28 protein-coding genes are annotated in these 24,851 nt (G+C 60.1%); 6 read left to right on the top strand and 22 right to left on the bottom strand.

Going from position 1 to position 24,851, the window contains the following annotated elements; genetic code table 11:
• Nucleotides 1–5 precede the first annotated feature (5 nt).
• The 13 genes from tssG to tssA form a co-directional block, all read right to left on the bottom strand.
• Entirely contained in the window at nucleotides 6–1,013 is a 1,008-nt protein-coding gene (gene tssG / locus QMK55_RS12805; protein WP_102356307.1) for a type VI secretion system baseplate subunit TssG, read from the bottom strand.
• Entirely contained in the window at nucleotides 977–2,764 is a 1,788-nt protein-coding gene (gene tssF, locus QMK55_RS12810; RefSeq protein ID WP_102356308.1) for a type VI secretion system baseplate subunit TssF, read from the bottom strand. The genes tssG and tssF overlap by 37 nt, the downstream gene beginning before the upstream one ends.
• Nucleotides 2,765–2,791: 27 nt before the next feature.
• Entirely contained in the window at nucleotides 2,792–3,223 is a 432-nt protein-coding gene (locus QMK55_RS12815) for a hypothetical protein (protein ID WP_186620433.1), read from the bottom strand.
• Nucleotides 3,224–3,330: 107 nt separating this feature from the next.
• The gene (locus tag QMK55_RS12820; protein WP_320329302.1) at nucleotides 3,331–4,113 is read right to left on the bottom strand and encodes a hypothetical protein; all 783 of its coding nucleotides are present in this window, start codon (nucleotides 4,111–4,113) and stop codon (nucleotides 3,331–3,333) included.
• The gene (locus QMK55_RS12825; protein ID WP_320329303.1) at nucleotides 4,106–4,483 is read right to left on the bottom strand and encodes a hypothetical protein; all 378 of its coding nucleotides are present in this window, start codon (nucleotides 4,481–4,483) and stop codon (nucleotides 4,106–4,108) included. The genes QMK55_RS12820 and QMK55_RS12825 overlap by 8 nt, the downstream gene beginning before the upstream one ends.
• Complete coding sequence (locus tag QMK55_RS12830) at nucleotides 4,480–4,887, bottom strand: hypothetical protein (RefSeq protein WP_320329304.1); 408 nt, start codon at nucleotides 4,885–4,887, stop codon at nucleotides 4,480–4,482. The genes QMK55_RS12825 and QMK55_RS12830 overlap by 4 nt, the downstream gene beginning before the upstream one ends.
• Nucleotides 4,884–5,267 (bottom strand): hypothetical protein, encoded by a 384-nt coding sequence (locus QMK55_RS12835; protein ID WP_320329305.1) that lies wholly within the window; start codon nucleotides 5,265–5,267, stop codon nucleotides 4,884–4,886. The genes QMK55_RS12830 and QMK55_RS12835 overlap by 4 nt, the downstream gene beginning before the upstream one ends.
• Complete coding sequence (locus QMK55_RS12840; protein WP_413787269.1) at nucleotides 5,260–5,682, bottom strand: PAAR domain-containing protein; 423 nt, start codon at nucleotides 5,680–5,682, stop codon at nucleotides 5,260–5,262. The genes QMK55_RS12835 and QMK55_RS12840 overlap by 8 nt, the downstream gene beginning before the upstream one ends.
• An 11-nt stretch (nucleotides 5,683–5,693) precedes the next feature.
• Nucleotides 5,694–6,140 carry a hypothetical protein gene (locus QMK55_RS12845; protein ID WP_320329306.1) on the bottom strand — a complete coding sequence of 149 codons (447 nt, stop codon included), beginning with the start codon at nucleotides 6,138–6,140 and terminating at the stop codon, nucleotides 5,694–5,696.
• A gap of 4 nt (nucleotides 6,141–6,144) precedes the next feature.
• Complete coding sequence (gene tssE, locus QMK55_RS12850) at nucleotides 6,145–6,552, bottom strand: type VI secretion system baseplate subunit TssE (RefSeq protein WP_007954373.1); 408 nt, start codon at nucleotides 6,550–6,552, stop codon at nucleotides 6,145–6,147.
• 9 nt (nucleotides 6,553–6,561) lie between these two features.
• Nucleotides 6,562–8,037: a type VI secretion system contractile sheath large subunit gene (gene tssC / locus QMK55_RS12855; RefSeq protein WP_102356313.1), complete on the bottom strand. Its 1,476-nt coding sequence runs from the start codon at nucleotides 8,035–8,037 to the stop codon at nucleotides 6,562–6,564.
• Between the two features lie 28 nt (nucleotides 8,038–8,065).
• On the bottom strand, nucleotides 8,066–8,569 hold the full coding sequence (tssB, locus tag QMK55_RS12860; protein WP_003229587.1) for a type VI secretion system contractile sheath small subunit: 504 nt from the start codon (nucleotides 8,567–8,569) through the stop codon (nucleotides 8,066–8,068).
• A gap of 32 nt (nucleotides 8,570–8,601) precedes the next feature.
• On the bottom strand, nucleotides 8,602–10,164 hold the full coding sequence (tssA, locus tag QMK55_RS12865) for a type VI secretion system protein TssA (RefSeq protein WP_320329307.1): 1,563 nt from the start codon (nucleotides 10,162–10,164) through the stop codon (nucleotides 8,602–8,604).
• A gap of 704 nt (nucleotides 10,165–10,868) precedes the next feature.
• Here tssA and QMK55_RS12870 point away from each other — a divergent pair.
• Nucleotides 10,869–11,222 carry a hypothetical protein gene (locus tag QMK55_RS12870; protein WP_320329308.1) on the top strand — a complete coding sequence of 118 codons (354 nt, stop codon included), beginning with the start codon at nucleotides 10,869–10,871 and terminating at the stop codon, nucleotides 11,220–11,222.
• 94 nt (nucleotides 11,223–11,316) lie between these two features.
• Here QMK55_RS12870 and QMK55_RS12875 read toward each other — a convergent pair whose 3' ends face one another.
• The 3 genes from QMK55_RS12875 to QMK55_RS12885 all read right to left on the bottom strand — a co-directional run bounded on the left by QMK55_RS12875 (nucleotide 11,317) and on the right by QMK55_RS12885 (nucleotide 13,121).
• The gene (locus QMK55_RS12875) at nucleotides 11,317–11,592 is read right to left on the bottom strand and encodes an HU family DNA-binding protein (protein ID WP_003213368.1); all 276 of its coding nucleotides are present in this window, start codon (nucleotides 11,590–11,592) and stop codon (nucleotides 11,317–11,319) included.
• A gap of 190 nt (nucleotides 11,593–11,782) precedes the next feature.
• Nucleotides 11,783–12,931 carry an NAD(P)/FAD-dependent oxidoreductase gene (locus QMK55_RS12880; RefSeq protein WP_320329309.1) on the bottom strand — a complete coding sequence of 383 codons (1,149 nt, stop codon included), beginning with the start codon at nucleotides 12,929–12,931 and terminating at the stop codon, nucleotides 11,783–11,785.
• Between the two features lie 19 nt (nucleotides 12,932–12,950).
• Nucleotides 12,951–13,121 carry a rubredoxin gene (locus tag QMK55_RS12885; RefSeq protein WP_102356317.1) on the bottom strand — a complete coding sequence of 57 codons (171 nt, stop codon included), beginning with the start codon at nucleotides 13,119–13,121 and terminating at the stop codon, nucleotides 12,951–12,953.
• Between the two features lie 201 nt (nucleotides 13,122–13,322).
• Between QMK55_RS12885 and QMK55_RS12890 the strand changes: the two genes are divergently transcribed.
• Nucleotides 13,323–13,883, top strand: a complete 561-nt coding sequence (locus QMK55_RS12890) for a chorismate--pyruvate lyase family protein (RefSeq protein WP_320329310.1) — start codon at nucleotides 13,323–13,325, stop codon at nucleotides 13,881–13,883.
• Nucleotides 13,883–14,773 (top strand): 4-hydroxybenzoate octaprenyltransferase, encoded by an 891-nt coding sequence (gene ubiA / locus QMK55_RS12895; protein WP_320329311.1) that lies wholly within the window; start codon nucleotides 13,883–13,885, stop codon nucleotides 14,771–14,773. The genes QMK55_RS12890 and ubiA overlap by 1 nt, the downstream gene beginning before the upstream one ends.
• A gap of 113 nt (nucleotides 14,774–14,886) precedes the next feature.
• Here ubiA and QMK55_RS12900 read toward each other — a convergent pair whose 3' ends face one another.
• The gene (locus QMK55_RS12900) at nucleotides 14,887–15,270 is read right to left on the bottom strand and encodes a hypothetical protein (RefSeq protein WP_102356320.1); all 384 of its coding nucleotides are present in this window, start codon (nucleotides 15,268–15,270) and stop codon (nucleotides 14,887–14,889) included.
• 151 nt (nucleotides 15,271–15,421) lie between these two features.
• On the opposite strand from QMK55_RS12900, the gene phoB reads away from it, so the two are divergent.
• From phoB to QMK55_RS12915, 3 genes are all read left to right on the top strand, one after another.
• Complete coding sequence (gene phoB / locus QMK55_RS12905) at nucleotides 15,422–16,111, top strand: phosphate regulon transcriptional regulator PhoB (protein ID WP_003229608.1); 690 nt, start codon at nucleotides 15,422–15,424, stop codon at nucleotides 16,109–16,111.
• Between the two features lie 125 nt (nucleotides 16,112–16,236).
• Nucleotides 16,237–17,523 (top strand): phosphate regulon sensor histidine kinase PhoR, encoded by a 1,287-nt coding sequence (gene phoR / locus QMK55_RS12910; protein ID WP_256588157.1) that lies wholly within the window; start codon nucleotides 16,237–16,239, stop codon nucleotides 17,521–17,523.
• A 123-nt stretch (nucleotides 17,524–17,646) separates the two neighbouring features.
• Entirely contained in the window at nucleotides 17,647–18,987 is a 1,341-nt protein-coding gene (locus QMK55_RS12915; RefSeq protein WP_003229612.1) for a hemolysin family protein, read from the top strand.
• A gap of 114 nt (nucleotides 18,988–19,101) precedes the next feature.
• Here the strand turns inward: QMK55_RS12915 and QMK55_RS12920 are convergent, their stop codons facing one another.
• The 5 genes from QMK55_RS12920 to pstA all read right to left on the bottom strand — a co-directional run bounded on the left by QMK55_RS12920 (nucleotide 19,102) and on the right by pstA (nucleotide 24,838).
• Complete coding sequence (locus QMK55_RS12920; protein WP_102357853.1) at nucleotides 19,102–19,998, bottom strand: peptidoglycan DD-metalloendopeptidase family protein; 897 nt, start codon at nucleotides 19,996–19,998, stop codon at nucleotides 19,102–19,104.
• 208 nt (nucleotides 19,999–20,206) lie between these two features.
• Nucleotides 20,207–21,163, bottom strand: a complete 957-nt coding sequence (locus QMK55_RS12925; protein WP_320329312.1) for a response regulator — start codon at nucleotides 21,161–21,163, stop codon at nucleotides 20,207–20,209.
• A gap of 176 nt (nucleotides 21,164–21,339) precedes the next feature.
• The gene (gene phoU, locus QMK55_RS12930) at nucleotides 21,340–22,101 is read right to left on the bottom strand and encodes a phosphate signaling complex protein PhoU (protein WP_007954334.1); all 762 of its coding nucleotides are present in this window, start codon (nucleotides 22,099–22,101) and stop codon (nucleotides 21,340–21,342) included.
• Between the two features lie 71 nt (nucleotides 22,102–22,172).
• Nucleotides 22,173–23,006, bottom strand: a complete 834-nt coding sequence (gene pstB / locus QMK55_RS12935) for a phosphate ABC transporter ATP-binding protein PstB (RefSeq protein WP_102357857.1) — start codon at nucleotides 23,004–23,006, stop codon at nucleotides 22,173–22,175.
• 161 nt (nucleotides 23,007–23,167) lie between these two features.
• On the bottom strand, nucleotides 23,168–24,838 hold the full coding sequence (gene pstA, locus QMK55_RS12940; RefSeq protein ID WP_102357858.1) for a phosphate ABC transporter permease PstA: 1,671 nt from the start codon (nucleotides 24,836–24,838) through the stop codon (nucleotides 23,168–23,170).
• Between the last annotated feature and the right edge of the window lie 13 nt (nucleotides 24,839–24,851).

The raw sequence follows: 24,851 nt of genomic DNA on the forward strand, positions 1-24,851 counted from the left end.
CGTCCTTAATGAATTTTGCTGCCCAGGGTCACCACGCCGTCTGCTTTCTCGCAGCCCAGCCAACTGGTCCACCCCAGGCGACAGTCGTTCTTTTCACCAATGCGCAGTTCGCGGATTTCTTCCGGGCGCAGCACCAGGCGAATGTCGTAATCGAGCGGGTCACGCAGGGTGAACCGCACCAGCGCGCACAGCGGCTGGTAGCCGAACCCGATCGGCAGGAATTCGTGGAATCGCTCCCAGTCGAGTTCGGTGATGTGAATGCGGAATTTGCCGCTGCGGTCGCGCACGTGCTCGCCCAGCACCAGGTCTTCACCGAGCAGGCTGTTGGCGCGACCGAGACGGTTGCGCTGCTCGTCGAGGATCTCCACGCGACGCTCGATGCACTGCTCGATGACCAGGTCTTCGTGCTTGAAGTAGTAACGCAGCACCGCCTCGATCAGCGCCGCCGAGTGCGCCCGCAAGCTGAGCAGACCGAGATACGGCAGCAGGCGTTTCCAGTTCAACTCCTTGGCCTTGCGGATCTCTTCGCCGCCCAGACCGATCAACGCGAACAGCTGCGCCGAGAACGGATCGAGCGCACCGCTCTGGAAGCTGGCGCGGTAGCGGTACTTGCGCCAGATCGGCAGCATCAGCCGTTGCAGGCGATGGTGGAACAGGTCGAGGAAGTTGCGCGTCGGGTTGCCGTCTTCGCTGTCGCCCAGCGCCTGTTCGCCATAGAACGCCGGCAGCGGCGAACCCGAACCGACCAGGCCGATCAGGTTGAAACGTATGCGCGCGCGCATCTGCCCGTGCTCTTCGAAAAACTCCACACGGTCGACGTCGCTGCGCGGAAAGCCCAGGCTCGGGTTGGCCTGGAACTCCACTTGGTCGTACAGATCGTCTTCGCTCAGGTACGGGTGTGCCTCGCGCAGCCGGTCGATCACCAGCAGCACGGCCTGAAACAGCGAGTACTCGCGTATTACCTTTGTCAGCCCGCTTAAAGCAGGGGCTGCAGGCCCATACGTGGTGTCCATTGGTACACCTCTCCCTGTGTGCTTTTTACCCGCAGCTCGTGGTACGAATTGAGACTGGCGTAAAGCGCGAAAAACTCGTTAAGAACCGAGGCGAAAACGAACAGGTCGCCCTCGCCGATATACCCTTCCGGGTCGATGGTCAGTTCGGTGCGCAGACCACGCACTGGCAACCCGCGGTGCAGCCGGTCGACGTGGTGGTGCTTGATGTGTTTGAGGCCGCCGAGCAGGCGTTTGCTGACCTTCTCCGCGTGCTGGTCGTAGTAGCGCGGCAGGTCGTAGGTTTCGAGAATTACCTTCAACGCGTTGACGTCGGCCAGCGACAGATAGTTGAGCGACATGTTGCTGATCAGCTTCCACAGGAAGTCACGGTTCAGCGGTGGCGCGAAGCTCGAGGTGGCCGGGGTGATGTTGCGGAAACTGAGGAACTCCGGCGTCTCCTCGCAGGCCATGCAGATGTCGCCGAGCTTGAGCTTGCGCGGCAGGTTCTGGTTGGTGCAGATCAGCTCGATCGACAGGGTTTCGTGGGCTTCGGTGTGGCGGATGCCGAAGCTCAGATAGGTGTCGAGGCCGTCGTGCAGCAAAGAAGAACGCTGGCGGATGCTGTAATGCGGACGGCTGTTGGGCACGTCGAAACTCGGGTCGTGCTCGAAGGATTCAAACGGCACGTACTCCTGATAACCGAGGCCGCCGGGCTTCCAGCCGGTGACGGTTTCCACCGAGAACACGCCGCAGTTTTCCAGATCGAATTCCGCTGGCAGCAGCAGGTATTCATCCTGTTTGCCATCGAGGCGGATCGGCAGTGCGTCGTGCGCGAACAGGTTGGCAATCGGCGTGCAGAACAGCTTCACATTATCCAGGGTCGGACGCATGCGCATGATGCCGCTCTTGCGAATGTCAAAGCGCAATTCCAGGCCACGCATCTGCTTGAGCGTGTCTTCCGGCAGCGCGTTGAGGATGTCCAGACCGTTGACGTCGACGAACAGGAACTTGTCCTGGAAGGCGAAATATTCCTGCAGGTAGCGATAGCCACGGAAGGTGTTCAGCGGATACGGGATCAACGCTTCTTCTTCGGCAAAGCCCACCGGTTTGACCCGGTCACCCGGAATCTTGAACGCCATCGGCTTGCCGCTGACACCATCGATCGGCTTGCCGGCACCGTCGAGCGGGATCAGCTCGATGCCTTCGAGGTTGCGCAGCAGGCTCAGGTAGAGCATCTGGCTGATGTAGCGCTCACCGGCAAAGTGCAGGCGCAGTTTGCTCAGCTCCAGCTCACCGAGGTGGCCGTCAGCGCTCATTTCCAGACGCAGGCTGAGCAGCGAGCCATCGCCCTTCACCGAGTAGTTCAGCGCGGCCAGATCCAGCGGCAACACTTCGGTCGGATAGCAGGTGCGGAAACGGCAGCGCACGTCTTCGATCGGCTTGCTTTCAATCGGCGTATCACGCTCGACCACCAGCGCCGGGCCCGAACGCTTCAGCGGATCGAACTGCAAAATGCTGAACGCCGGCAGCGGGCGCATGTAGTTCGGCCACAGCAGTTGCATCAGCGAGTGGCTGAGCTCCGGCAGCTCGTCATCGAGCTTCTGCCGCAGGCGCCCGGTGAGGAACGCAAAACCTTCCAGCAACCGCTCCACATCCGGATCCCGCCCGGCCTGCCCCAGGAACGGCGCCAACGCCGGACTACGCTCGGCGAAACGGCGGCCCAGTTGGCGCAGTGCGGTGAGTTCGCTTTGGTAGTAGTGGTTAAAGGACACGGGTTACCTGCCTGGTAGTGGAACTCATCAAAAAAATATCCTGTAGAGCGCGACCGTCAGACCGGCACAGAAGTAACCGGCGATCAGGAGGTACGGCACGAGCAGGATCCATCCGTAGGCCATGAAAGCATTGTCGAATGGCCCGGCGACCAGGCTGCACAAGCCATAAAGCATCCAGGGCACCGCGTAGAAAGGGATGATTTTCAACGGCGCCAGCCAGACCATTCGCAGCGCCTGCTGCTCATTGCGGCTCTTCGCGGCCCGCGAGCCCCATAGCGCAAACAACAGCAACCCGGGCATGCCGAACCACAACAGATACACCCAGTGGGTCTCGGACGAGTCGAATGTCGAATACTCGCCAATCCACAGGCCATAGGATGAAAACGCCAGCATGGCCAAGAATGGCGTCCACAAGGCTCCCATGAAGAAACTGAGTTGCGCGCGACTGAGCAGGGCCATCTCGTTCGATACACCTATCACGGGCAAGCCTCCATCCTCGAAAACACACGCATCCATTGCGTCATGATGCATACCGTGTGTTTTCTGCATGAGAGAGCTTCTGGCGATCAGGCGCATTCCGGCACCCACCAGTCTTCGTAGCCTTGCGTGCCGGGATACAGCACTGTCGAGCCGTTGAATTCGGGAGCAACCGCAAAAATTTCAGTCACCCGGAAATTCCATTCCGAGGATTCGAGCAACGCGCCGTCCTTGGTGTACACCCGAAAAAAGTACCCGCTGCTGAACATCCCAAACACTTGCCCGATCAATCCCAGCTTGGGATAACCGGGTGCGTATGTGATGAGGTAGCACTCGCCCGACTCGCTCGAGTGTCGCGCCAAGGCCTGCGCCGTTAAGCCACCGAAAATCTTCAACCCCAGCAAGACGGTGCATATGGACACGCCGGTCAGCGCCGAAGCCAGCAACAGTCGCGGCAATGCTCGACGTTTCTGAGCCTCCAGCGGTTGCAGTGCCGCGTGCTTGCGCCAGCGGGTGTAAGCCGTGTGGATGACGTTGGTCAGCAGCATGGCGCAAACCGTCAAACCACCTGTAAGCGCGCAATAGGCCAAGCCACGAATGGGGTACTGCGGCAGCAGATAAAACAGAATCGTCAACATCATCAAAACTACCAGGCCAAACTGGATGGCTTGACGCTGGATGAAGACCAAAATCAAATTCAGGAAAACGAAAAAATAGAAAATCAGATACATCGCCATGCCGATGGCGACACCGCGCGAGGTCAAACCACCGACCAGTTGTTTATAGGCGGGAACCGCATAGCCATTCATAACGATATAAATCACACAGGCTAGCGAGTGCACGGCAAGACCGATGGCGTGACGGCTATTCATGTGCAACTCCCTGCTTTTCCGGACTGATTGCGATACCCGAATAAACATACAGTTCGTTACCGTCATAGCCGCCTATGGCCGCAGCGCTGAGCGGATAGCTGTCACGTGTGCCGTACCGAATCCAACCTTCGGTCCACATCCCACCGCTCTCGTGGCGGATCTCAACGTAGTAGTCAGGTGCCTCGTTCCTGGTTATTTCAACGAATACCCCGCCATCCTCGGCACCGATCCACAGTGCATTGGGATGGGCGAACAGTTTGGGCTCGGTGGAGCGCTCCATTCGCCACAAAAACGCAAGGCCGACCAGAATCACCAGCAAACCGACCGAGCTGAGAAAGGTGACAAGGCATTGCCAGGCTCTGAGCTTCATGGGCAAAAAGCCCCGTTATTGACCGTCCATGAGCGAACACCTCTTTCTTCGGTTTTTTCTATGCTCGCCAAGGCTTTTCGTAATGTCTGCGCGTCGATGGTTTTAGTCGCGGCCGGACTTTTAAGCGTCAGGCTGTATTGGTCGCTGATCTGACCCAATACGCCTTCACCGAAGGATTGATAGTTGGCGATGGAGTTGCGCTGGTTCGGGCTCAACATGAAGCTGCGTGGTCGATCGTCATAGTTGGAGTCGTTTGCAACAGTCAGCTCCAATGGAGCTGCGCAGGTGTTCAACAGGTACACGTCATTGCGATAAACCCGCTGAGCAGCGCAGGCAGTCAACGAGGCCAAAAATGCGAGAGGCCCCGTCCAGCTCAACATGCAGATGATCGCTTGCAGTTTCATGGGCAGATCGAAGCCTCACGGATCGTCCACTCGCGCTGGGTTCCTTCAGTGACTTTCTCGACAGCCCTCAGAAATTGTTTCAACCGAGCAGCGTCAATGGACTTGCTACCCGCAGCGTCGTTGATGGTCAGTTGATAGTTGCTCGGGATCTGTTCGATCACGTCTTCACCGTAAGATGCAAAGCTCGCCACGAGCGCGCGAGCGCTTGCTGCAACTGTCAGGCTGCGGTCCAGTGAATGCATGTTTGAGCTATTGGAAACCTTCATCTCGAGTGACTGGCCACAACGGTTCTCCATGTACACATGGTTGTTGTGGACCTGCTGCGCCGCGCAGCCGGACAGGGAGACAAACAGCAGAATGAAACCGGCGAACCTAGTCATCGAATTCAACCCTGGCCAGCCAGAGCAGGCTTTTCACGTCTTGCTCAGAAGCGGCCATGCGCTTCTGCAGGTTGGCGGTGTCGTATCCATCCCATTGCCACGGATGCTTGCCAGTGGGCAAAAACGGTGCGGACGTATGCGAATTCCCGATGATTACCGTCCCGGATCCCGCAGTAACCGTGTTCCCGTGTGCCCCGACCGAGCCGACGGTCGCAGCCGGTTTGCCATTGATCAGAACCGTCGTCGCCAAACCGCCGACCATCGCACCACCACACGCGGAGGCATCGCCTTCGCGGGCGGCCGCGAGGCCGTCGAAGAACACGTCGCCGGAACCGGCGGCGATCGGGTTTGTGCCGTGGCCGGGGAGCGGGCAAGCGGTGGGGTCGGATACACGTGCTGCGGGTTTGCCAGACATCGGCGTTCTCCTTAGTTGACCTTGGCTTGATGACTGTTCATTTCATGACCACACGCTGGAATATTCCAGCCTTCGTAACCCGTCGCTGTCGGGTAGATCGCGTGACCGTATACCCACTGCGAGCGTTCATCGGTGGTGAACTCGTTCTGCCAGAGCAACCATTCGGACGATTTCAGCAGCGTGCCGTCTTTTGCGTAGACCCGGAAAAAGGCTTCGCTGGCAAACAGCTTGAAAATCATTCCCGGTATGCCGAGGGCCGAATACTGCGGAATGTAGGAGCGGATGAAGCACGTACCTGCATCGTTCCAGTCGGTGGAGTACTCGTGAGCCAGCCGTGCCGCCGTCGTTTTCACGTAACAGGCAGCTGAAACCAGGGCAGCAGCCGTCAGGGCGAGAAATAGCAACACGCCACGCCCCCACTTCGCCAACGCACCCGGATTCACGGCGCTCCCTCGCATGGTCCTAATTCACCTTCACTTGACCGCTGCCATCCAGGCGCGCGGCGAAACTGACCTGACGCTTGAAGCCTTCGACTTCCAGCAGGCCTTCGATGCTGAAGGCCAGGCGGAGCTGGTCGTGGTCACGCGGCAGGGAAATGACACGCACGTTGCTCAGGCGCGGTTCGTAGGCTTCGATGAAGCTTTCGATGGCCAGGCGGGCCTGACTCAGGGAGTCGTGCAGGCTCAGGCGCATGTCATTGAGATCGGGCAACCCGTAGTCGGACAGCGTTTGCACGCTGCCGGCCCGGGTGCTGAGCATTTTGGCCAGATGGGCAGCCACCGACGCCATGGCAGAGGCCTCGAGGCTCCTGCCCTTGCGTAGTTCCGCGTCGCCGTTGAGGCGTTCGAAAAGGCTGCCGTATCCGTCCATGAGTCGCTCTTACTCTTTGTCCAGCTTGCCAACCAGCGACAGGGTGAAATCGGCACCCATGTACTTGAAGTGCGGGCGCACGTTCAAGCTCACGCGGTACCAGCCCGGCTCGCCTTCAACGTCGCTGACGATCACTTGCGCAGCGCGCAGCGGACGACGGCCACGTACTTCGGCGCTCGGGTTTTCCTGGTCGGCCACGTACTGGCGGATCCACTTGTTGAGTTCCAGCTCGAGGTCGGTACGTTCTTTCCACGAACCGAGTTGCTCGCGCTGCAGCACTTTCAGGTAGTGAGCCAGGCGGTTGACGATCATCATGTACGGCAGTTGGGTGCCGAGCTTGTAGTTCAGCTCTGCAGCCTTGCCTTCTGCGCTGATGCCGAAGAACTTCGGCTTCTGCACCGAGCTTGCGGAGAAGAACGCCGCGTTGTCGGAGCCTTTACGCATGGTCAGGGAGATGAAGCCTTCCTCGGCCAGTTCGTATTCACGACGGTCGCTGACCAGAACCTCGGTAGGGATCTTGGTTTCGATTTCGCCCATGCTTTCGAAGTGGTGCAAAGGCAGGTCTTCAACAGCGCCACCGCTCTGTGGGCCGATGATGTTCGGGCACCAGCGGAATTTGGCGAAGCTGTCGGTCAGCTTGGTGCCGAACGCGTAAGCGGTGTTGCCCCACAGGTAGTGCTCGTGGCTGTTGGCAACGGTTTCCTTGTACACGAACGACTTGACCGGGTTTTCTTCCGGATCGTACGGGTTACGCAGCAGGAAACGCGGCACGGTCAGACCAACGTAGCGGGAGTCTTCCGAAGTACGGAAGCTCTGCCATTTGGCGAATTGCGGGCCTTCGAAGTGGTCTTTCAGATCTTTCAGATCCGGCAGGCCGGTGAAGCTTTCCAGGCCGAAGAATTTCGGGCCGGCCGCGGCGATGAACGGTGCGTGGGACATGCACGAAACGCTGGCCACGTACTGCATCAGTTTCACGTCTGGCGAGCTTGGCGACATGTAGTAGTTGGCGATGATCGCGCCCACAGGCTGACCACCGAACTGGCCGTATTCAGCGGTGTAGATGTGCTTGTACAGGCCCGACTGCATGACTTCCGGCGAATCTTCGAAATCGTCCAGCAGGTCTTCTTTGGAGACGTTGAGGATTTCGATCTTGATGTTTTCGCGGAAGTTGGTGCGGTCGACCAGCAACTGCAGGCCACGCCACGACGATTCCAGAGCCTGGAAGTCCGGGTGGTGCAGGATTTCGTCCATCTGACGGCTGAGCTTGGCATCGATCTCGGCGATCATGCGGTCAACCATGGCCTTCTTGACCGGCTCACCGTTGTTCTGCGGCTTGAGCAGTTCTTCGATGAACGCCGACACGCCACGCTTGGCGATGTCGTAGGCTTCGTCGTCCGGGGTCAGACGGGTTTCGGCGATGATGCTGTCGAGAATGCTGTACTCGCCGTTGTCGGCGCTCTTCTCTTGTGCTGCGCTAGTGCTCATTGTGTTGGCTTCCTTGGCTACTGGAGTCTCAGGCGTCCGGGGCTGCGGCGTTCAGGCCCAGCTCACCGAGTACGCGACCGCGGGATTCGTCGTCGGCGAGCACGCCTTCGATCGCTTTACGGAACGCAGGTGCGTTACCCAGAGGGCCTTTGAGGGCCACCAGCGCATCGCGCAGTTCCATCAGTTTTTTCAGCTCAGGCACTTGCTCGACCAGGCTGGCCGGGTTGAAGTCCTTCATCGAATTGACGCGCAGTTGCACAGCCAGCTCGTCGGCCTCGCCATCTTCCTGCAGACGGTTCGGCACGCTCAGCGTCAGACCCAGCTCTTGCTTGGCCAACACTTCGTCGAAGGTCATCTTGTCGATGCTGATCGGCTTGCGATCTTCGATTTTGCGATCGTCCTTGCGGTGGGTGTAGTCACCGATTGCCAGCAGCTTCAGCGGCAGTTCAATCTCTTCCTGAGCACCGCCGGTGGCGGGTTTGAAGGTGACGTTGATGCGTTCCTTGGGGGCTACCGAGCCTTCTTTGGCCATGGCTTTTCTCCTTGCGGTTGTGGCCCTGGGGCCTATTCGAGTACCACTTCGAGATCGAGGTGGCACAGCCTGCGATAAATCTCTTCCTTGCGTTCACGCACTGCATGGTTCTGCGGCAACAACTCGCAGCAACTGTGCAGCAGGTGCAGCACTTCCAATGCAAGATCGGGCTCCCAGACGTGCAGGCCTGAGTCCTGTAATGTCTGATCGAGGGTTTCGAGCTGGTTCTTGGCCAGTTCGTACTTCTTGGCCATGAAGCACAGCCTGGCGAGGGCGAACTGCCAGAAGAAGCGTTCGCGACCGCCGTGGGCTGACTGCAGCCCCTGCTTGAGAATCTGCACGGCAGGCTTCAAGCCTTCCTTGCGCAGCAGCGGCAGGACTTCTTCGAGGGCCTTTTCCCAGGCCGGCTGGGTCTCGACGTTTTCGCTTTCGACCTTGCGCGGCGCACTGGCGCTTTGCAGGTGCGGCATGACGTTGGCGGCGATCCACGCCCGGGTGGACGGATCGGCAAACGGCGCACCGTCATGGAAACGCAACTCGACAATGCCAGGCAGGCGCTGAATCAAAAGCGCGAAGTGGATTTCCACTTCGCGCATTGCCAACTCGGCGTTGAGGTTCTGGAGACACTCCCAGACCATCCTCTGGCCATCGAACCAGAACGGCGCCTTCGCCAGGCTCGCCTCCAGTTCCACCAGCACGTCGGCGTACTTGCCCTGATCGAAACGGTCCTGGTAGAGCTTGAGCTTTTCCAGCGGCAGGCCGCGCAGCACGGTGATCTGCTCGGCGTTGCGCTCGGGCACCGCGTCGATGGTCATCCACAGCAGCGTGCGGTTCAGGCGCAGGGCGCGCAGGTCGGTGGCTTTCTGCTTGAGCCACCAGGCGCACAGCGGGCGGGCACTTTCCTGTTGGGCGCGCAAGGCTTTGTGCGCATCTCGTTCGTTATCGATCGGTGCGCCGGGCGTGAGCAACTGGCTTGCGGCCTGTTTGACCTGTGCCACCGCCGCACCCACCACGCCGGGGGCCGGCTGGTTGTCGGCCGCACGCTGGATCATGGTTTTCAGGCGACGGGAGAGCGGCAGCAGCAGCGGCGCGTCATCGCCCAGGTGCTCGGTGCACGCGGCATCGAGGCCGGCCAGGTGCTCGGACAACTGCCGGAACATCGGCAGCTGTTCCTTGATCGCAATGTTTTCGGTGAGCACCTGCTCCAGGCGCGGCACCAGCCAGCCGATGGCGGCGGCGCGGGTGCGGGGCTTGAGCGGGTGAACGTCGGCCCAGTTGTTTTCCGACAAATGGTGCAGCAAGCCGAGGCCGGCCAGCAGCCCGGGGAAGGATTCGCGCTGGTACAGCGACCAGGTCAGCCAGGCGCCGACGCGCAAATCCTTGGATTGGGTACGCAGCAGGTTTTCGCTGTTTTCACGGATTTTCAGCCAGTCGATCTGCCCGCTTTCGTGCATCGACGAGGCTTTGGCCAGCTCGCTTTCCAGTGCCTCGAATTCGCTCGAAAAACGAACGTCTTCGCCCGCGAAATTCTCTTTGGAAACAGAGACTTTTGCGAGTTCGAGGTAATGGGCGGAAAGTTTGCTTGAGTAGGACATCCATGGCCTTTATTAAGGATTACAGTCAGGCGCCTATTGGAGTAACCGCGGCGCGGGACAGTATCGAAGAGCAGTAAAGCGACTCATCCAATTGAGATGTGCTCTTTCAAGTGGGCGCATCGTAATCACTATGATGGCCACTAGCAAGCATCTGGTTAAACAACAAGACGAAGTGTTCATTGGGGTGTGTAGGAGATCGCCCTATATGCGGCAGGGGTATCCCTGATAGTCATTTATATTCGCCGCATTTTCTACTCCCCCGCCAAAACCCTGATTTAGAGCGCTTCTGGCCGGTGAAACGACATCCTGCTGGACGTCCGTCCCAATACACGGCGGCGAGCATGACAACTCTCGAAAAAAATAGAAGTAGGAATATTCCGAAAACTCACGGGCTTATTTGAACAATTCCGCGATGACAATGGCGAACAAAAAAAGTGCCATCAATTTGATAGCAAAATATTGCCTAAAACTTTCAGAGTCCCGAAAACACTGCACATTCGTGCTAACTCAATATTATCGAAGTAGCCTCCAACGGGCATTTCCACCAATTCACACAACACCTTACAATGCGGACCCCTCTGACAACTGTCACAGATACTTCTTACATCTGCCGCGAGAAGGGCCTTTATACGTTTGCCGCTTGAGCCAAAGCCCACATCGCAAACACCGCGCCTCCTTTGGGAGCCGGCAAGGAGATTCAACACATGGAATTGAAAACGCTTTTTCTGGCCGCGCTAATGTGGTTTCCCGTTACCCAGGCATCTGCAGATACCCCGCCTCTGGACGGCCATTACTATCTGTCCGGCGCCATGGAAATGGGCGCCGAGTTGCTGCTGCGCAAGGACGGCACCTTTGACGCGGGCGTGGCGTACGGGAGTGCCGACGGTTTTGCCAAGGGCACTTGGCAAGTGGAGAACCAGACAGTGACGCTGAAAAGCGCAACCAAACCTGCCTCAAGCAACGATCTGTCTGCTCTCTTCCAGGATCTGCAGCTAGCGATTGAGCCAAACTGCCTGGCCGTGGACTTTGGCAACGGCAAAGCCTGCTTCCGCAAATAGCTGACATACAGGCATAAAAAATGGGCACCCGACCGCAATCGGTGTGCCCATTTTTCTTTACGACCCTCCCCGTTATTCAGGGAGTTCGCCGCCATTAAGGATTGACGCTGTCTTTCAACGATTTGCCTGGCTTGAATGCCACGGTGTTGCTGGCCTTGATTTTGACCGGCTCGCCGGTTTGCGGGTTTTTGCCGGTGCGGGCGCCGCGGTGGCGTTGCAGGAAGGTGCCGAAGCCCACCAGCGTGACGCTGTCCTTGCGGTGCAGAGCGCCGGTGATTTCTTCGAGGACGGCGTTGAGAACGCGATTGGCCTGTTCTTTGGTCAGATCTGCTTTTTCAGCGATTGCAGCGGCGAGTTCTGGTTTACGCATTAGTGAAGCCCCTTTGACGGTTTTTTGTTGTTATGTCCGTGCTGTTCTCGTTGGAACAGCGCCCAAGGCGCCGCAGGCTCTACTCTGCGGCAGACGGGAGTGAGGATGGCACGCGGATACCGGCTGCGCCAGTCTCCTCGCGACCTTTGTAGGGGCAAAAGCGGGGTGATTCCGACAGAACGACCGGTATTTACGCCAGCAGGGGCGGAAGCTGTTTGTTCAGGGCAAGTTTCTCCATCACCGCCGCACCGGTCAGCGCGTAACCGAGCAACTGGCCGTCGGCACCATGGCACAGGGCCTTGATGTCGGCGCCCTGCCCTTCAACGCTCCAGACACCTTCGCTGCCCCGTGGTGGTGGCGAAACGACCAACGGGCACACCGGCGTTTTCACAGTGATCGGCATCGGGCCGTAGCTCACGGCAGTCGAATTGCCCGCCAGGGTTTGTGCCAGCGCACGCGCACAGCTCATGAGGGGCATCACGTACAGCAGATTCAGCCCATCGACCTCGGCGCAGTCGCCCAAGGCGTAGATATTGGCGTGGGAGGTCTTCAGGTGCCGATCGACGACGACGCCGCGATTGACCTGCACCCCGGCCGCCGCCGCCAGATCGATGCGCGGACGCAGGCCGATGGCCGACACCACCACATCGCAGGCAATCACCTGACCGTCAGACAGATGCGCCTCCAGCCCGTCAGCGACTTTTTGCAGACGGGTCAGCACCGGGCCGAGGTGAAAGCGCGCGCCCAGGCTTTCCAGCCCGGCCTGCACGGCGGCCGCAGCGGCCGGGTGCAGCAGCATCGGCATCACTTGCTCGCACGGCGCCACCAGTTGCACCTCGTAACCACCGAGGATCAGGTCGTTGGCGAATTCACAGCCAATCAGCCCGGCACCGAGCAGCAGCACCCGGCGCTTGCCAGCCGCCGCCGAACGAAAGCGCGCGTAGTCTTCAAGATCGTTGATCGGGAACACCAGATCGGCGCCATCGCCCTCGATCGGTACACGCACGGTTTCTGCGCCCCAGGCGAGGATCAGGTCGCGGTAGTACACCGCTTCTTCGCCGATCCACAGGCGCTTGTGGCCGGCGTCGATGCCACTGATGCGCGTGTGGGTGCGCACCTCGGACTTCAACTGCTCGGCCATGGCGCCGGGTTCGGCCATGCTCAGGCCATCGGCGTCCTTGTTTTTGCCGAAACCGGTGGAGAGCATCGGCTTGGAGTAAGAGCGCCCGTCATCGGCGGTAATCAGCAGCAGCGGGGTTTCGCTGTCGAGCTTGCGAAACTCGCGGGCCAGGTTATAGCCCGCAAGGCCAGTGCCGATGATGACGACAGGTGCGCTCATGCCTTACTCCTTTGTTTGATTAGTTGCTGATTTCGATCATTTCGAAGTCCATCTTGCCGACGCCGCAATCCGGGCACAGCCAGTCTTCCGGCACGTCCTGCCACTGGGTGCCCGGCGCGATGCCGTCATCCGGCCAACCGTCGGCTTCGTTGTAGATCAGGCCGCAGACGATGCATTGCCACTTTTTCATTCAGTTACTTCCTCAGGATTCAGGCTTGGTGCCGGCGCGAATGGTCGATGGGTGCTGCGCTGCCATCCGGCTCAGGGCGTTTTGTACTGATGGTGCCGTGCAGATGCAAGCCTGTTCGGCGCAACGGCGACCCGGATCCATCAAAATCGCAGCACGCCATGTTAAGCTCGCCGCCTCATTTGCGGCCAATAATGACTCATTGTGCACCATTCAAATGCCTGCCCGGCCCCGCTCTGGCTGACTCAAAGCCGACTGACGCCCCTCCCCGATTCGTTGACCCTGAACTGGTTGTTCGACGAAGGCTCGCTGACCCGTCGCCTGACGCGGCTGTCCAATGACGGCTTCAGCGTCACGCCTTTATTCGAGGGCTGGGACACCCTGCGCAGCGACGAATGCACGGCGCTGGAGCTGGCTGAAGGCAGCGAAGGCTGGGTGCGCGAGGTGTATCTGCGCGGTCACGGCGAGGCTTGGGTGTTTGCCCGCAGCGTGGCGTCGCGCGCCGCCTTGCAAGGTGATGGCCTGCACATGGATGAACTGGGCAGCCGCTCGCTGGGCGAACTGCTGTTCTGCGACCAGGCCTTCCAGCGCCGCGCCATCGAGGTCTGTCACTACCCGCAAGACTGGTTGCCGCCTGCCTGCCGTGCGCCTGAATTGTGGGGCCGCCGTTCGCGCTTCGACCGTGGCGCCTTGAGCGTGCTGGTGGCGGAGATTTTCCTGCCGACCTTGTGGAGCGCCGCCCGCGCCCATCCGGAGAACTGCTGATGTACCAGAGCTTGCTCAAGTCCCTGAACCGCTTGAATCCACGCGCCTGGGATTTCATTCAGCTGACGCGCATGGACAAGCCGATCGGCATTTACCTGCTGCTGTGGCCGACGCTGTGGGCGCTGTGGATTGCCGGCAAGGGCTCGCCATCGCTGGCCAATGTCGTGATTTTCGTGCTCGGCGTAGTGCTGACCCGCGCCGGTGGCTGTGTGATCAACGACTGGGCCGACCGCAAGGTCGACGGCCACGTCAAACGCACTGCGCAACGACCGTTGGCCAGTGGCAAGATCAGTTCGAAAGAGGCACTGGTGTTTTTCGCGCTGCTGATGGGCGTGAGTTTCCTGCTGGTGCTGTGCACCAATGCGCCGACCATCTGGCTGTCGCTGGGCGGTCTGGCGCTGGCGTTCACCTACCCGTTCATGAAGCGCTACACCTATTACCCGCAAGTGGTGCTCGGCGCAGCGTTCTCGTGGGGCATGCCGATGGCGTTCACCGCCGAAACCGGCGAACTGCCCGCCGCCGCCTGGCTGCTGTGGATCGCCAACCTGCTGTGGACGGTGGGTTACGACACGTATTACGCGATGACCGACCGTGACGACGACCTGAAGATCGGCGTGAAATCCACGGCGATTCTGTTCGGCGACGCGGATCGGGTGATTATCCTGAGCTTGCAGGCGTTGTCGCTGGGATGCCTGTTGCTGGTGGGGTCGAAGTTCGAGTTGGGTGTCTGGTTCCATCTCGGCTTGCTGGTGGCTGCCGGGTGTTATGTGTGGGAGTTCTGGTACACCCGCGATCGCGACCGGATGCGCTGCTTCAAGGCGTTCTTGCACAACCATTGGGCCGGGTTGGCGATTTTCGTCGGGATCGTGCTGGATTACGCGTTGCGCTAAACGCAAATCAATGTAGGAGTGAGCCTGCTCGCGATAGCGGTGTATCAGTTAGCGAAAATGCCGACTGATACACCGCTATCGCGAGCAGGCTCACTCCTACAGGGGATTTGCGTTTATTTGTGCTCGTGCACCACGTGCCACATTTCCTTCATGCCATCACCTTTCATTTCTCCAGGTTTTTCGTCCTTCATGAAGGTGTACAGCGGCTTGCCGTCATAGGCGTATTGCATCATGCCGTCATCGCGTTTGATGACCGTCCATTTGCCTTCAGCCTTGGCACCCGCCGGCGCCATCATTGGCGGCCAGTTCTTGGCGCAATCGCCGTTGCACATCGACTTGCCGCCAGCGTCCTTGTCGAACGTGTAAACGGTCATGCCTTTGTGATCGACCATCATGCCGTCTTTCATCATGGCCGGTTCGGCGGCCATGGCAAATCCAGGCAGAGACAGGGCAGCAGCCATCAACAGGGCTTTGAAAGAAGCAGTCATTTGAGTCATGGAAACCTTCTTGGGTGGTTGTCAGGATTCGGACTTAGAGCTTAGTCCAGGATCACGCCAACCGCCGGGCGACTAAAATACTGTCACACGACTGCAATAATTCCGTTATCTAATGCGGCGCAAGACAGTTAAATGACAAGAGGATTAAGGCATGGTTGGCAGGAGCATTCTGATCGTCGACGACGAAGCGCCCATTCGCGAAATGATCGCCGTTGCGTTGGAAATGGCCGGCTATGACTGCCTCGAGGCAGAGAACTCGCAGCAGGCCCACGCCATCATCGTTGACCGTAAACCGGACCTGATCCTGCTCGACTGGATGCTGCCCGGCACTTCCGGCATCGAGCTGGCCCGACGCCTCAAGCGTGACGAGCTGACCGGGGACATCCCGATCATCATGCTCACCGCCAAGGGTGAGGAGGACAACAAGATCCAGGGCCTGGAAGTCGGCGCCGACGACTACATCACCAAGCCGTTCTCGCCACGCGAACTGGTCGCCCGCCTCAAGGCAGTGCTGCGCCGCGCCGGTCCGACCGATGGCGAAGCGCCGATCGAAGTCGGAGGCCTGCTGCTCGACCCGATCAGCCACCGCGTGACCATCGACGGTCGTCCGGCCGAGATGGGCCCGACCGAATACCGTCTGCTGCAATTCTTCATGACCCACCAGGAACGTGCCTACACTCGCGGGCAATTGCTGGATCAGGTCTGGGGCGGCAACGTCTATGTTGAAGAGCGCACCGTCGACGTGCACATTCGACGCCTGCGCAAGGCCCTCGGCGACGCCTACGAAAATCTGGTACAAACCGTGCGCGGCACTGGATACCGGTTTTCCACCAAAGCATAAAAAAGCAGCGGCAAGCTTCTAGCTACAAGCGGCAAGTAAAAGCCGATCCGCTTTAGCTTGAAACTTGAAGCTGCGTTTAAGGACGCTCCGTGAATCAAAACTGGCATGGCACCCTGATTCGCCACATGCTGTTGCTGGTCACCGCCTGTCTGGTGATCGGCCTGATCACCGGCTATTACGGCTGGAGCCTCGCTGCAGGCCTGGGCCTTTACCTGGCCTGGACGCTCAAGCAACTGCTGCGCCTGCACGAATGGCTGCGTCTGCACCAACCCGATGAAGCACCGCCCGACGGCTACGGCCTGTGGGGCGAGGTGTTCGACAGCATCTACCACCTGCAACGCCGCGACCAACGGGTGCGCGGGCGTCTGCAAGCGGTAATCGACCGGGTGCAGGAGTCCACTGCCGCGCTGAAAGACGCGGTGATCATGCTCGACAGCGACGGCAACCTGGAATGGTGGAACCGCGCCGCCGAAACCCTGCTCGGCCTCAAGACCCCGCAGGACAGCGGCCAACCGGTGACCAACCTGGTGCGCCATCCGCGCTTCAAGGAATACTTCGAGCAGGAAAGCTACGCCGAACCGCTGGAAATCCCCTCGCCGACCAATGATCGCGTGCGTATTCAGCTGTACCTGACCCGCTACGGCAACAACGAACACCTGATGCTGGTGCGCGACGTCACGCGCATCCATCAACTGGAACAGATGCGCAAAGACTTCATCGCCAACGTTTCCCACGAACTGCGCACGCCGCTGACGGTGATCTGCGGCTACCTGGAAACCCTGCTCGACAACGTCGAGGAAGTGAACCCGCGCTGGAGCCGCGCCCTGCAACAAATGCAGCAACAGGGCGGGCGCATGCAAACGCTGCTCAACGATCTGTTGCTGCTGGCGAAACTGGAAGCCACCGATTATCCGTCGGACAACCAGCCAGTGCAGGTCGACACCCTGCTGCAATCGATCAAAAGTGACGCGCAGCAGTTGTCCGGACAAAAAAACCAGAAAATCACCCTCGACGCCGACGCACGCATCCTGCTCAAGGGCAGCGAGGCGGAATTGCGCAGCGCGTTCTCCAACCTGGTGTTCAACGCCGTGAAGTACACCCCGGCCGAGGGCAACATCCGCATCCGCTGGTGGGGCGACGAGCAAGGGGCGCACTTGAGCGTGCAGGATTCGGGGATCGGCATCGACAGCAAACACCTGCCGCGCCTGACCGAACGTTTCTATCGCGTCGACTCCAGCCGCAACTCCAATACCGGCGGCACCGGGCTCGGCCTGGCGATCGTCAAACACGTGTTGTTGCGCCACCGCGCGCGGATGGAGATCAGCAGCGTGCCGGGTCATGGCAGCACGTTCACCTGCCATTTCGCCCCGGCCCAGGTCGCTCAGGCACGGGCGATCAGCGCCGCCGAGTGATGCCGGCCAGCACGCGCCACTAGGCAATCGCCATGTCAGCCGCTACATTGGCTGACTTGCGTCTGCCTTTCAGGCGCGATTTCTTCTCTCTTACGAATCACACGGAACCTGCAAAACTCCATCATGGACCCTTCCCCTGGCTTGTCCCTCGCTACGATTTTCGCCGATTTCGGCATGATTCTTTTCGCTCTGATCCTGGTTTTGCTCAACGGCTTCTTCGTTGCGGCGGAATTCGCCATGGTCAAACTGCGTTCGACCCGGGTCGAGGCCATCGCCGACAAGAACGGCTGGCGCGGGCACATCCTGCGCACCGTGCACAGTCAGCTCGATGCGTACCTCTCGGCGTGTCAGCTCGGCATCACCCTCGCCTCCCTCGGCCTGGGCTGGGTCGGTGAGCCGGCATTCGCGCACATTCTCGAGCCGCTGCTGAGCGCGGTCGGTGTGCAGTCGCCGGAAGTGGTCAAAGGCATTTCGTTCTTTACCGCGTTCTTCATCATTTCGTACCTGCACATCGTGGTCGGCGAGCTGGCGCCCAAATCGTGGGCGATCCGCAAACCCGAGCTGCTGTCGCTGTGGACGGCGGTGCCGCTGTACCTGTTCTACTGGGCGATGTACCCGGCGATCTACCTGCTCAACGCCAGTGCCAACGCGATTCTGCGGATCGCCGGCCAAGGCGAACCCGGCCCGCACCACGAACACCATTACAGCCGCGAAGAATTGAAACTGATCCTGCACTCCAGCCGTGGTCAGGACCCGAGCGACCAAGGCATGCGCGTGCTGGCCTCGGCGGTGGAAATGGGCGAGCTGGAAGTGGTCGACTGGGCCAACTCCCGGGAAGACCTGATCACTCTGGAATTCAACGCACCGCTGAAAGAAATCCTCGCGATGTTCCGTCGTCACAAGTTCAGCCGTTATCCGGTGTACGACAGCGAGCGCCAGGAGTTCGTCGGCCTGCTGCACATCAAGGACCTGTTGCTGGAGCTGGCGGCGCTGGACCACATCCCCGAGTCGTTCAACCTGGCCGAACTGACCCGCCCGCTGGAGCGCGTGTCGCGGCACATGCCGCTGTCGCAGTTGCTGGAACAATTCCGCAAGGGCGGCTCGCACTTCGCCGTGGTTGAAGAAGCCGACGGCAACATCATCGGCTACCTGACCATGGAAGACGTGCTGGAAGTGCTGGTCGGCGACATCCAGGACGAACACCGCAAGGCTGAACGCGGGATCCTCGCCTATCAGCCAGGCAAACTGCTGGTACGTGGCGACACGCCGCTGTTCAAGGTTGAGCGCCTGCTCGGCATTGATCTGGACCACATCGAAGCCGAAACCCTCGCCGGGCTGGTCTACGAGACCCTGAAACGGGTGCCGGAAGAGGAAGAAGTACTGGAAGTCGAAGGCCTGCGGATCATCATCAAGAAGATGAAAGGGCCGAAGATTGTACTGGCCAAGGTGTTGATGCTGGATTGATCGGCTGATCCGGCACCACGTCGATCCTTTCGCGAGCAAGCCCGCTCCCACAGTTGAAATGCATTCCAAGGTGGGAGCGAGCTTGCTCGCGAAGGGGCCCGCAGGTGCAGCACATCACTGCTTGCCCAACGCAAAGTTGGGCAACGCCCCCAGCGGCTGGTTGAACTGATACGGAATCGACACTAGCCCCTGCCCCGTATTGCGCTGCACCACAAAGTGCAGGTGCGGGCCGCTGCTGTTGCCGGTATTGCCCGACAGCGCCAGCGGACTGCCAACCTTTACTCGCTGCCCCTCGCGCACGCTCACCGAACCTTGCTTGAGATGCAGGTACACGCCCATCGTGCCGTCATCGTGCAGCACCCGGACGAAATTGCCCGACGCATCATTGCCGCGCCCGCTCTGCGAGTTTTCGGTTTTCACCACCACCCCGGCTCGCGCCGCGATGATCTGTGTGCCGACCGGCATGGCGATGTCCATCGCGTACTTGTTCTTCGGCCCGTAGTGACTGTATTGGCCGTTGGCACCCTGACTGAGGCGGAACGGTCCGCCCCGCCACGGCAGTGGATAGCGATAGCTCTGAGCGGCTCCGGCGGGGTCGCCCAGCGAATACTGGAACTGCGGCGTATACACCAGCGGCTGGCCGCCGCTGATCGCCGTCAGCAGCGCCAGACGCGTATTGCTGCGCGCCGGCAGCACCCGACGGATCGTCTGGGCCGGTGCGCCACGCACGTTGCTCATCCCGGTAAATGCCAGCGCCACCTCGACCGGCGCGTACAGATCGTTGCGCACGAACACCACGTCGGTGCCCTTCTGCTTCTTGATGTCGAGGTACACCTGGCGCTCCAGATGTTCGACCATGCGGTCCTGAAACACGAACACCTGCGAGCCTTTGCTCGGCCGGTCGCTGTACGAGACCACTCCGTTGGCATCGGTGGATTTGTAGATGGTCATGGCCACAGCCGAGGTGGAGGCCAGGAAAAGACCACAGAAAAACAGCAGGCGCGCGAGCATGGGCAAGAGTCTGTCGAAGTAAGGCCTGGGAATGAGCCTAGCAGGTGAGACAGACCAGGCTAGTCGACAGATGTTTCAAATTGGGCAGTCTGGAAAATGGACGTCGTAAGTGATGGCCCCATCGCGAGCAGGCTCACTCCTACATATGGAATGCGATCCCTTGTAGGAGTGAGCCTGCTCGCGATGGCGGATTGTCAGGCGCCGAAGATCACGCGCCCGGAACGAAGTGCTTCTGCGCCGTGCCGCGGGCGATCAGGCGGGAGATGTAGTCGAGCTTCTGCGCATCCTGGTCGACGAAGCGGAAGGTCAGTTGCAGCCAGTCGCTATCCGCTTTCTGCTCGTGGGCCACGATGGCATGCAGGTAACCGTTGAGACGGGCGACTTCGGCGTTGTCGCCCTGCTCCAGGTCGAGCACGGCGCTGTCGAGGATCTGCGGCAGGGTCTCGGTGCGCTTCACCACCAACAGCGCTTCCTTGATGCTCAGGGCCTTGATCACGCATTGCTGGTTGCCGCTCGGCAGGCGCAGCTGGCCCTGACCACGACCACCCGCCGGCGCTTTCGAGGCGGCCGGTGCCTGCACCGGCGGGCTGTTGAGCAAGCCACGCGATGGTGCAGCGGCAGGCGCCGGTGCAACGACCGCAGGCTTGGCGAACGGGTTGACCACAGCAGCTGCCGGAGCGCCACCCACCACAGCAGGCTTGCCGCCGGTCAACGCGCTCAGGGAGTCGTTGCCGAACGCCGAGTTCATCTTGGTCGGCGCGCTGTTCATCAGGGTATCGAGCTTGCCGACCTTGTTCAGCGCCTGTTTGACCTTGGTCAGCAGTTGCTCGTTGGTGAACGGCTTGCTGACGTAGCCGGAAACGCCGGCCTGAATCGCCTGCACAACGTTTTCCTTGTCGCCACGGCTGGTGACCATGACGAACGGCATGGTCTTGAGGTTGTCTTGCTCGCGGCACCAGGTCAGCAGTTCGAGGCCGGACATTTCCGGCATTTCCCAGTCGCAGAGCACCAGGTCGAACGCTTCCTTGGCCAGCATGGCCTGAGCCTTTTTACCGTTGACGGCGTCCTCGGTGCGGATCCCCGGGAAGTAATTACGCAGGCACTTTTTCACCAGGTCACGAATGAACGAAGCATCGTCCACGACCAACACACTGATCTTGCTCATCCAACACCCCTATTAAAATCCCGGCAAGCATAACGCTGGCTGATGGCACATTGCCAAAACTCTTCAGTCACGCCGGGACTTTTCGTTCGCGGGTGCTGCTTTTAACTCGAATCTGCCCATGAAAAGCACAAACAAAAACGCCCGGCCAAAGGGCCGGGCGCTTTTCTCAGGCAATCTTACTTATCGTCAGCATCGCCCGGAACATTAGCGGTTTCGCCGCTTGTACCTTCAACTTCTTCTTTCATGCGCTTGAGGCCCATGTGCCGCACGTCGGTGCCGCGTACCAGGTAGATCACCAGTTCAGAGATGTTGCGCGCGTGATCGCCGATGCGCTCCAGCGAACGTAGCACCCAGATGATGCTCAAGACCCGCGAGATAGAGCGCGGGTCTTCCATCATGTAGGTCGCCAGCTCACGCAGGGCGGTTTTGTATTCGCGGTCGATGATCTTGTCGTACTGCGCCACCGACAACGCCAGATCGGCGTCGAAACGGGCGAACGCATCCAGCGCATCACGGACCATATTGCGCACCTGGTCGCCGATGTGGCGAACCTCGACGTAACCGCGCGGCGCTTCGCCTTCTTCGCACAGCTGAATCGCGCGGCGGGCGATCTTGGTCGCTTCGTCACCGATACGCTCCAGGTCGATCACCGACTTGGAGATGCTGATGATCAGCCGCAGGTCGGACGCCGCCGGCTGACGACGGGCAAGAATGCGCAGGCATTCTTCGTCGATGTTGCGCTCCATCTGGTTGATCTGGTCGTCGATCTCGCGCACCTGCTGGGCCAGGCCGGAGTCGGCCTCGATCAGCGCGGTGACCGCGTCGTTGACCTGCTTCTCGACCAGCCCGCCCATGGCCAGGAGGTGGCTGCGCACTTCCTCAAGCTCGGCGTTGAACTGCGCGGAGATATGGTGGGTAAGGCCTTCTTTACTAATCATGTTGGCGTCCTTGGAGCGTCCGGTAAGGTGCGGTGGACCGCAGCGTCAATTCTGTGAATAACCCGCAACTGTCAGCCATAACGACCGGTGATGTAGTCTTCGGTCTGCTTCTTCGCCGGATTGGTGAACAGGGTGTCGGTGTCGCCGAACTCCACCAGTTTGCCCATGTACATGAACGCCGTGTAGTCGGAAACCCGCGCGGCCTGCTGCATGTTGTGGGTCACGATGACAATGGTGAACTTGGACTTCAGCTCGTAGATCAGCTCTTCGACTTTCAGGGTCGAGATCGGGTCGAGGGCCGAGCACGGTTCGTCAAGCAGCAACACTTCCGGCTCGACCGCGATGGTGCGGGCGATCACCAGACGCTGCTGCTGACCACCGGACAGACCGAGTGCCGAATCATGCAGGCGATCCTTCACTTCGTCCCACAGCGCCGCGCCTTTCAACGCCCACTCGACCGCTTCGTCGAGGATGCGCTTCTTGTTGATGCCCTGGATGCGCAAGCCGTAGACCACGTTTTCGTAGATGGTCTTCGGAAACGGGTTGGGCTTCTGGAACACCATGCCGACCCGACGACGCAGCTCGGCGACGTCTTCGCCCTTGCGGTAGATGTTGTTGCCGTACAGGTTGATCGCGCCTTCGACACGGCAGCCATCAACCAGGTCGTTCATGCGGTTGAAGGTACGCAGCAGCGTGGACTTGCCGCAGCCGGACGGGCCGATGAACGCGGTCACGCGCTGTTTCGGGATGTTCATGCTGACGTCGAACAGTGCCTGTTTCTCGCCGTAGAACAGGCTCAGGCCCGGGACTTCGATGGCAACGGTTTCCTGGGCGAGGTTCAGGCTCTGCTTGTCGCGGCCCAGGGCGGACATGTTGATGCCGTGGGTATGTGTTTCGTGCTGCATGGGAGGCTCCCTGTGCTAACAAATTCGGTTCGGTTAGCCGCTTGATGCGGCTGTACTCAATCTAGGGTGGGAGCGGGCTTGCTCGCGAAGAAGTCGGCACATTCAACCTCAATGTCGCCTGACCCACCGCCTTCGCGAGCACGTCCGCTCCCACCGGAATATCAACTGTCCAGCGCTTTATATTTTTCGCGCAGGTGGTTACGAATCCACACTGCCGACAGGTTCAACGTGGCGATCACCAGCACCAGCAGCAGCGCCGTGGCGTACACCAGTGGCCGTGCGGCTTCGACGTTCGGGCTCTGGAAGCCGACGTCATAGATGTGGAAGCCCAAGTGCATGATCTTCTGGTCCAGGTGCAGGTACGGGTAGTTGCCGTCCAGCGGCAGCGACGGCGCCAGTTTCACTACACCCACCAGCATCAGCGGCGCCACTTCACCGGCGGCGCGGGCCACGGCGAGGATCATGCCGGTCATCATCGCCGGGCTGGCCATCGGCAGGACAATTTTCCACAGCGTCTCGGCCTTGGTCGCGCCCAGTGCCAGCGAGCCTTCGCGGACGGTGCGCGGGATACGCGCCAGACCTTCCTCGGTCGCCACGATCACCACCGGCACCGCCAGCAGCGCCAGGGTCAACGAGGCCCAGAGCAGGCCCGGCGTACCGAAGGTCGGCGCCGGCAGTGCTTCAGGGAAGAACAGGCGGTCAACCGAGCCACCCAGCACGTAGACGAAGAAGCCCAGACCGAACACGCCGTAAACGATTGCCGGAACGCCCGCGAGGTTGTTCACCGCGATGCGGATGATTCGGGTCAGGGCGTTCTGCTTGGCGTATTCACGCAGGTACACCGCCGCCAGCACGCCGAACGGGGTGACGATCATCGCCATGATCAGGGTCATCATCACGGTGCCGAAGATCGCCGGGAAGATCCCGCCTTCGGTGTTCGCTTCACGCGGGTCGTCGGACAGGAACTCCCAGACCTTGCCGAAGTAGAAACCGATCTTGGTCATCGTGCCCATGGCATTCGGCTGGTAAGCGTGAACCACTTTGCCCAGGCCGATTTCGATCTCTTTGCCGTTGGCATCGCGAGCCGTCAAAGCGTCACGGTTGAACTGCGCATGCAGATCGCTCAGACGTGCTTCGACGTCCTGATAACGCGCGTTCAGCTCGGCACGTTCGGCATCCATGTCCGCTTGCGCGGTGGCGTCGAGCTTACCTTCCAGTTCCAGTTTGCGGCCGTGCAGACGAATGCGTTCCAGACCTGAGTTGATCGCCCCGATGTCGGTCTTTTCCAGCGACTTCAGTTGCGCAGCGAGCTTGTTCACGCGGTCGATCCGCGCTTGCAGCTCAGGCCATGCGGCCTCGCCCTCGGCGATCACCTTGCCGTCCTGTTTGACGTTGACCAGGTAGCCGTAGAAGTTGCCCCACTCGCGACGTTCGATCGCCATCAACTCTGGCGGCGTGGTCTGGTTGGTCAGCCACTCGCCGACGATCCAGGTGAAGTCGTTGCCATTCAAGTCACGGTTGCCGACCTTGATCAGCTCGCGGGTCATGAATTCCGGGCCCTGGTCGGGCACCGGCAGGCCAGCGCTTTTCAGGCGGGCACGGGGCACTTCTTCTTTCTGCACCACTTCGCCGATGACCAGGTGATTGGCCTGGCCCGGTACGTCGTAGTTGGCGTGGATCAGGTCCGCCGGCCAGAAATGACCCAGACCGCGCACGGCAATCACTGCCAGCAGGCCAATGGTCATGATGACCGCGATGGACACCGCGCCACCGCTGATCCAGACGCCCGGGGCGCCGCTCTTGAACCATCCATTCAGGGAGTTCTGTTTCACAGACTTCTACCTT

Source organism: Pseudomonas sp. P8_229, assembly GCF_034008635.1.
Taxonomy (GTDB): Bacteria; Pseudomonadota; Gammaproteobacteria; order Pseudomonadales; family Pseudomonadaceae; genus Aquipseudomonas.

What these genes read in the sequence shown, in the direction of transcription:
- tssC (WP_102356313.1), bottom strand. Translation starts at nt 8,037, where the DNA reads ATGAGCACTAGCGCAGCACAAGAGAAGAGCGCCGACAACGGCGAGTAC.
- QMK55_RS12915 (WP_003229612.1), top strand. Translation starts at nt 17,647, where the DNA reads ATGGACCCTTCCCCTGGCTTGTCCCTCGCTACGATTTTCGCCGATTTC.
- QMK55_RS12820 (WP_320329302.1), bottom strand. Translation starts at nt 4,113, where the DNA reads ATGAATAGCCGTCACGCCATCGGTCTTGCCGTGCACTCGCTAGCCTGT.
- QMK55_RS12900 (WP_102356320.1), bottom strand. Translation starts at nt 15,270, where the DNA reads ATGACTCAAATGACTGCTTCTTTCAAAGCCCTGTTGATGGCTGCTGCC.
- tssG (WP_102356307.1), bottom strand. Translation starts at nt 1,013, where the DNA reads ATGGACACCACGTATGGGCCTGCAGCCCCTGCTTTAAGCGGGCTGACA.
- tssE (WP_007954373.1), bottom strand. Translation starts at nt 6,552, where the DNA reads ATGGACGGATACGGCAGCCTTTTCGAACGCCTCAACGGCGACGCGGAA.
- pstB (WP_102357857.1), bottom strand. Translation starts at nt 23,006, where the DNA reads ATGCAGCACGAAACACATACCCACGGCATCAACATGTCCGCCCTGGGC.
- tssB (WP_003229587.1), bottom strand. Translation starts at nt 8,569, where the DNA reads ATGGCCAAAGAAGGCTCGGTAGCCCCCAAGGAACGCATCAACGTCACC.
- QMK55_RS12880 (WP_320329309.1), bottom strand. Translation starts at nt 12,931, where the DNA reads ATGAGCGCACCTGTCGTCATCATCGGCACTGGCCTTGCGGGCTATAAC.
- tssA (WP_320329307.1), bottom strand. Translation starts at nt 10,164, where the DNA reads ATGTCCTACTCAAGCAAACTTTCCGCCCATTACCTCGAACTCGCAAAA.
- phoU (WP_007954334.1), bottom strand. Translation starts at nt 22,101, where the DNA reads ATGATTAGTAAAGAAGGCCTTACCCACCATATCTCCGCGCAGTTCAAC.
- QMK55_RS12920 (WP_102357853.1), bottom strand. Translation starts at nt 19,998, where the DNA reads ATGCTCGCGCGCCTGCTGTTTTTCTGTGGTCTTTTCCTGGCCTCCACC.
- QMK55_RS12845 (WP_320329306.1), bottom strand. Translation starts at nt 6,140, where the DNA reads ATGCGAGGGAGCGCCGTGAATCCGGGTGCGTTGGCGAAGTGGGGGCGT.
- phoB (WP_003229608.1), top strand. Translation starts at nt 15,422, where the DNA reads ATGGTTGGCAGGAGCATTCTGATCGTCGACGACGAAGCGCCCATTCGC.
- QMK55_RS12825 (WP_320329303.1), bottom strand. Translation starts at nt 4,483, where the DNA reads ATGAAGCTCAGAGCCTGGCAATGCCTTGTCACCTTTCTCAGCTCGGTC.
- QMK55_RS12875 (WP_003213368.1), bottom strand. Translation starts at nt 11,592, where the DNA reads ATGCGTAAACCAGAACTCGCCGCTGCAATCGCTGAAAAAGCAGATCTG.
- QMK55_RS12840 (WP_413787269.1), bottom strand. Translation starts at nt 5,682, where the DNA reads ATGTCTGGCAAACCCGCAGCACGTGTATCCGACCCCACCGCTTGCCCG.
- QMK55_RS12830 (WP_320329304.1), bottom strand. Translation starts at nt 4,887, where the DNA reads ATGAAACTGCAAGCGATCATCTGCATGTTGAGCTGGACGGGGCCTCTC.
- QMK55_RS12815 (WP_186620433.1), bottom strand. Translation starts at nt 3,223, where the DNA reads ATGGCCCTGCTCAGTCGCGCGCAACTCAGTTTCTTCATGGGAGCCTTG.
- ubiA (WP_320329311.1), top strand. Translation starts at nt 13,883, where the DNA reads ATGTACCAGAGCTTGCTCAAGTCCCTGAACCGCTTGAATCCACGCGCC.
- phoR (WP_256588157.1), top strand. Translation starts at nt 16,237, where the DNA reads ATGCTGTTGCTGGTCACCGCCTGTCTGGTGATCGGCCTGATCACCGGC.
- QMK55_RS12870 (WP_320329308.1), top strand. Translation starts at nt 10,869, where the DNA reads ATGGAATTGAAAACGCTTTTTCTGGCCGCGCTAATGTGGTTTCCCGTT.
- QMK55_RS12925 (WP_320329312.1), bottom strand. Translation starts at nt 21,163, where the DNA reads ATGAGCAAGATCAGTGTGTTGGTCGTGGACGATGCTTCGTTCATTCGT.
- QMK55_RS12835 (WP_320329305.1), bottom strand. Translation starts at nt 5,267, where the DNA reads ATGACTAGGTTCGCCGGTTTCATTCTGCTGTTTGTCTCCCTGTCCGGC.
- QMK55_RS12885 (WP_102356317.1), bottom strand. Translation starts at nt 13,121, where the DNA reads ATGAAAAAGTGGCAATGCATCGTCTGCGGCCTGATCTACAACGAAGCC.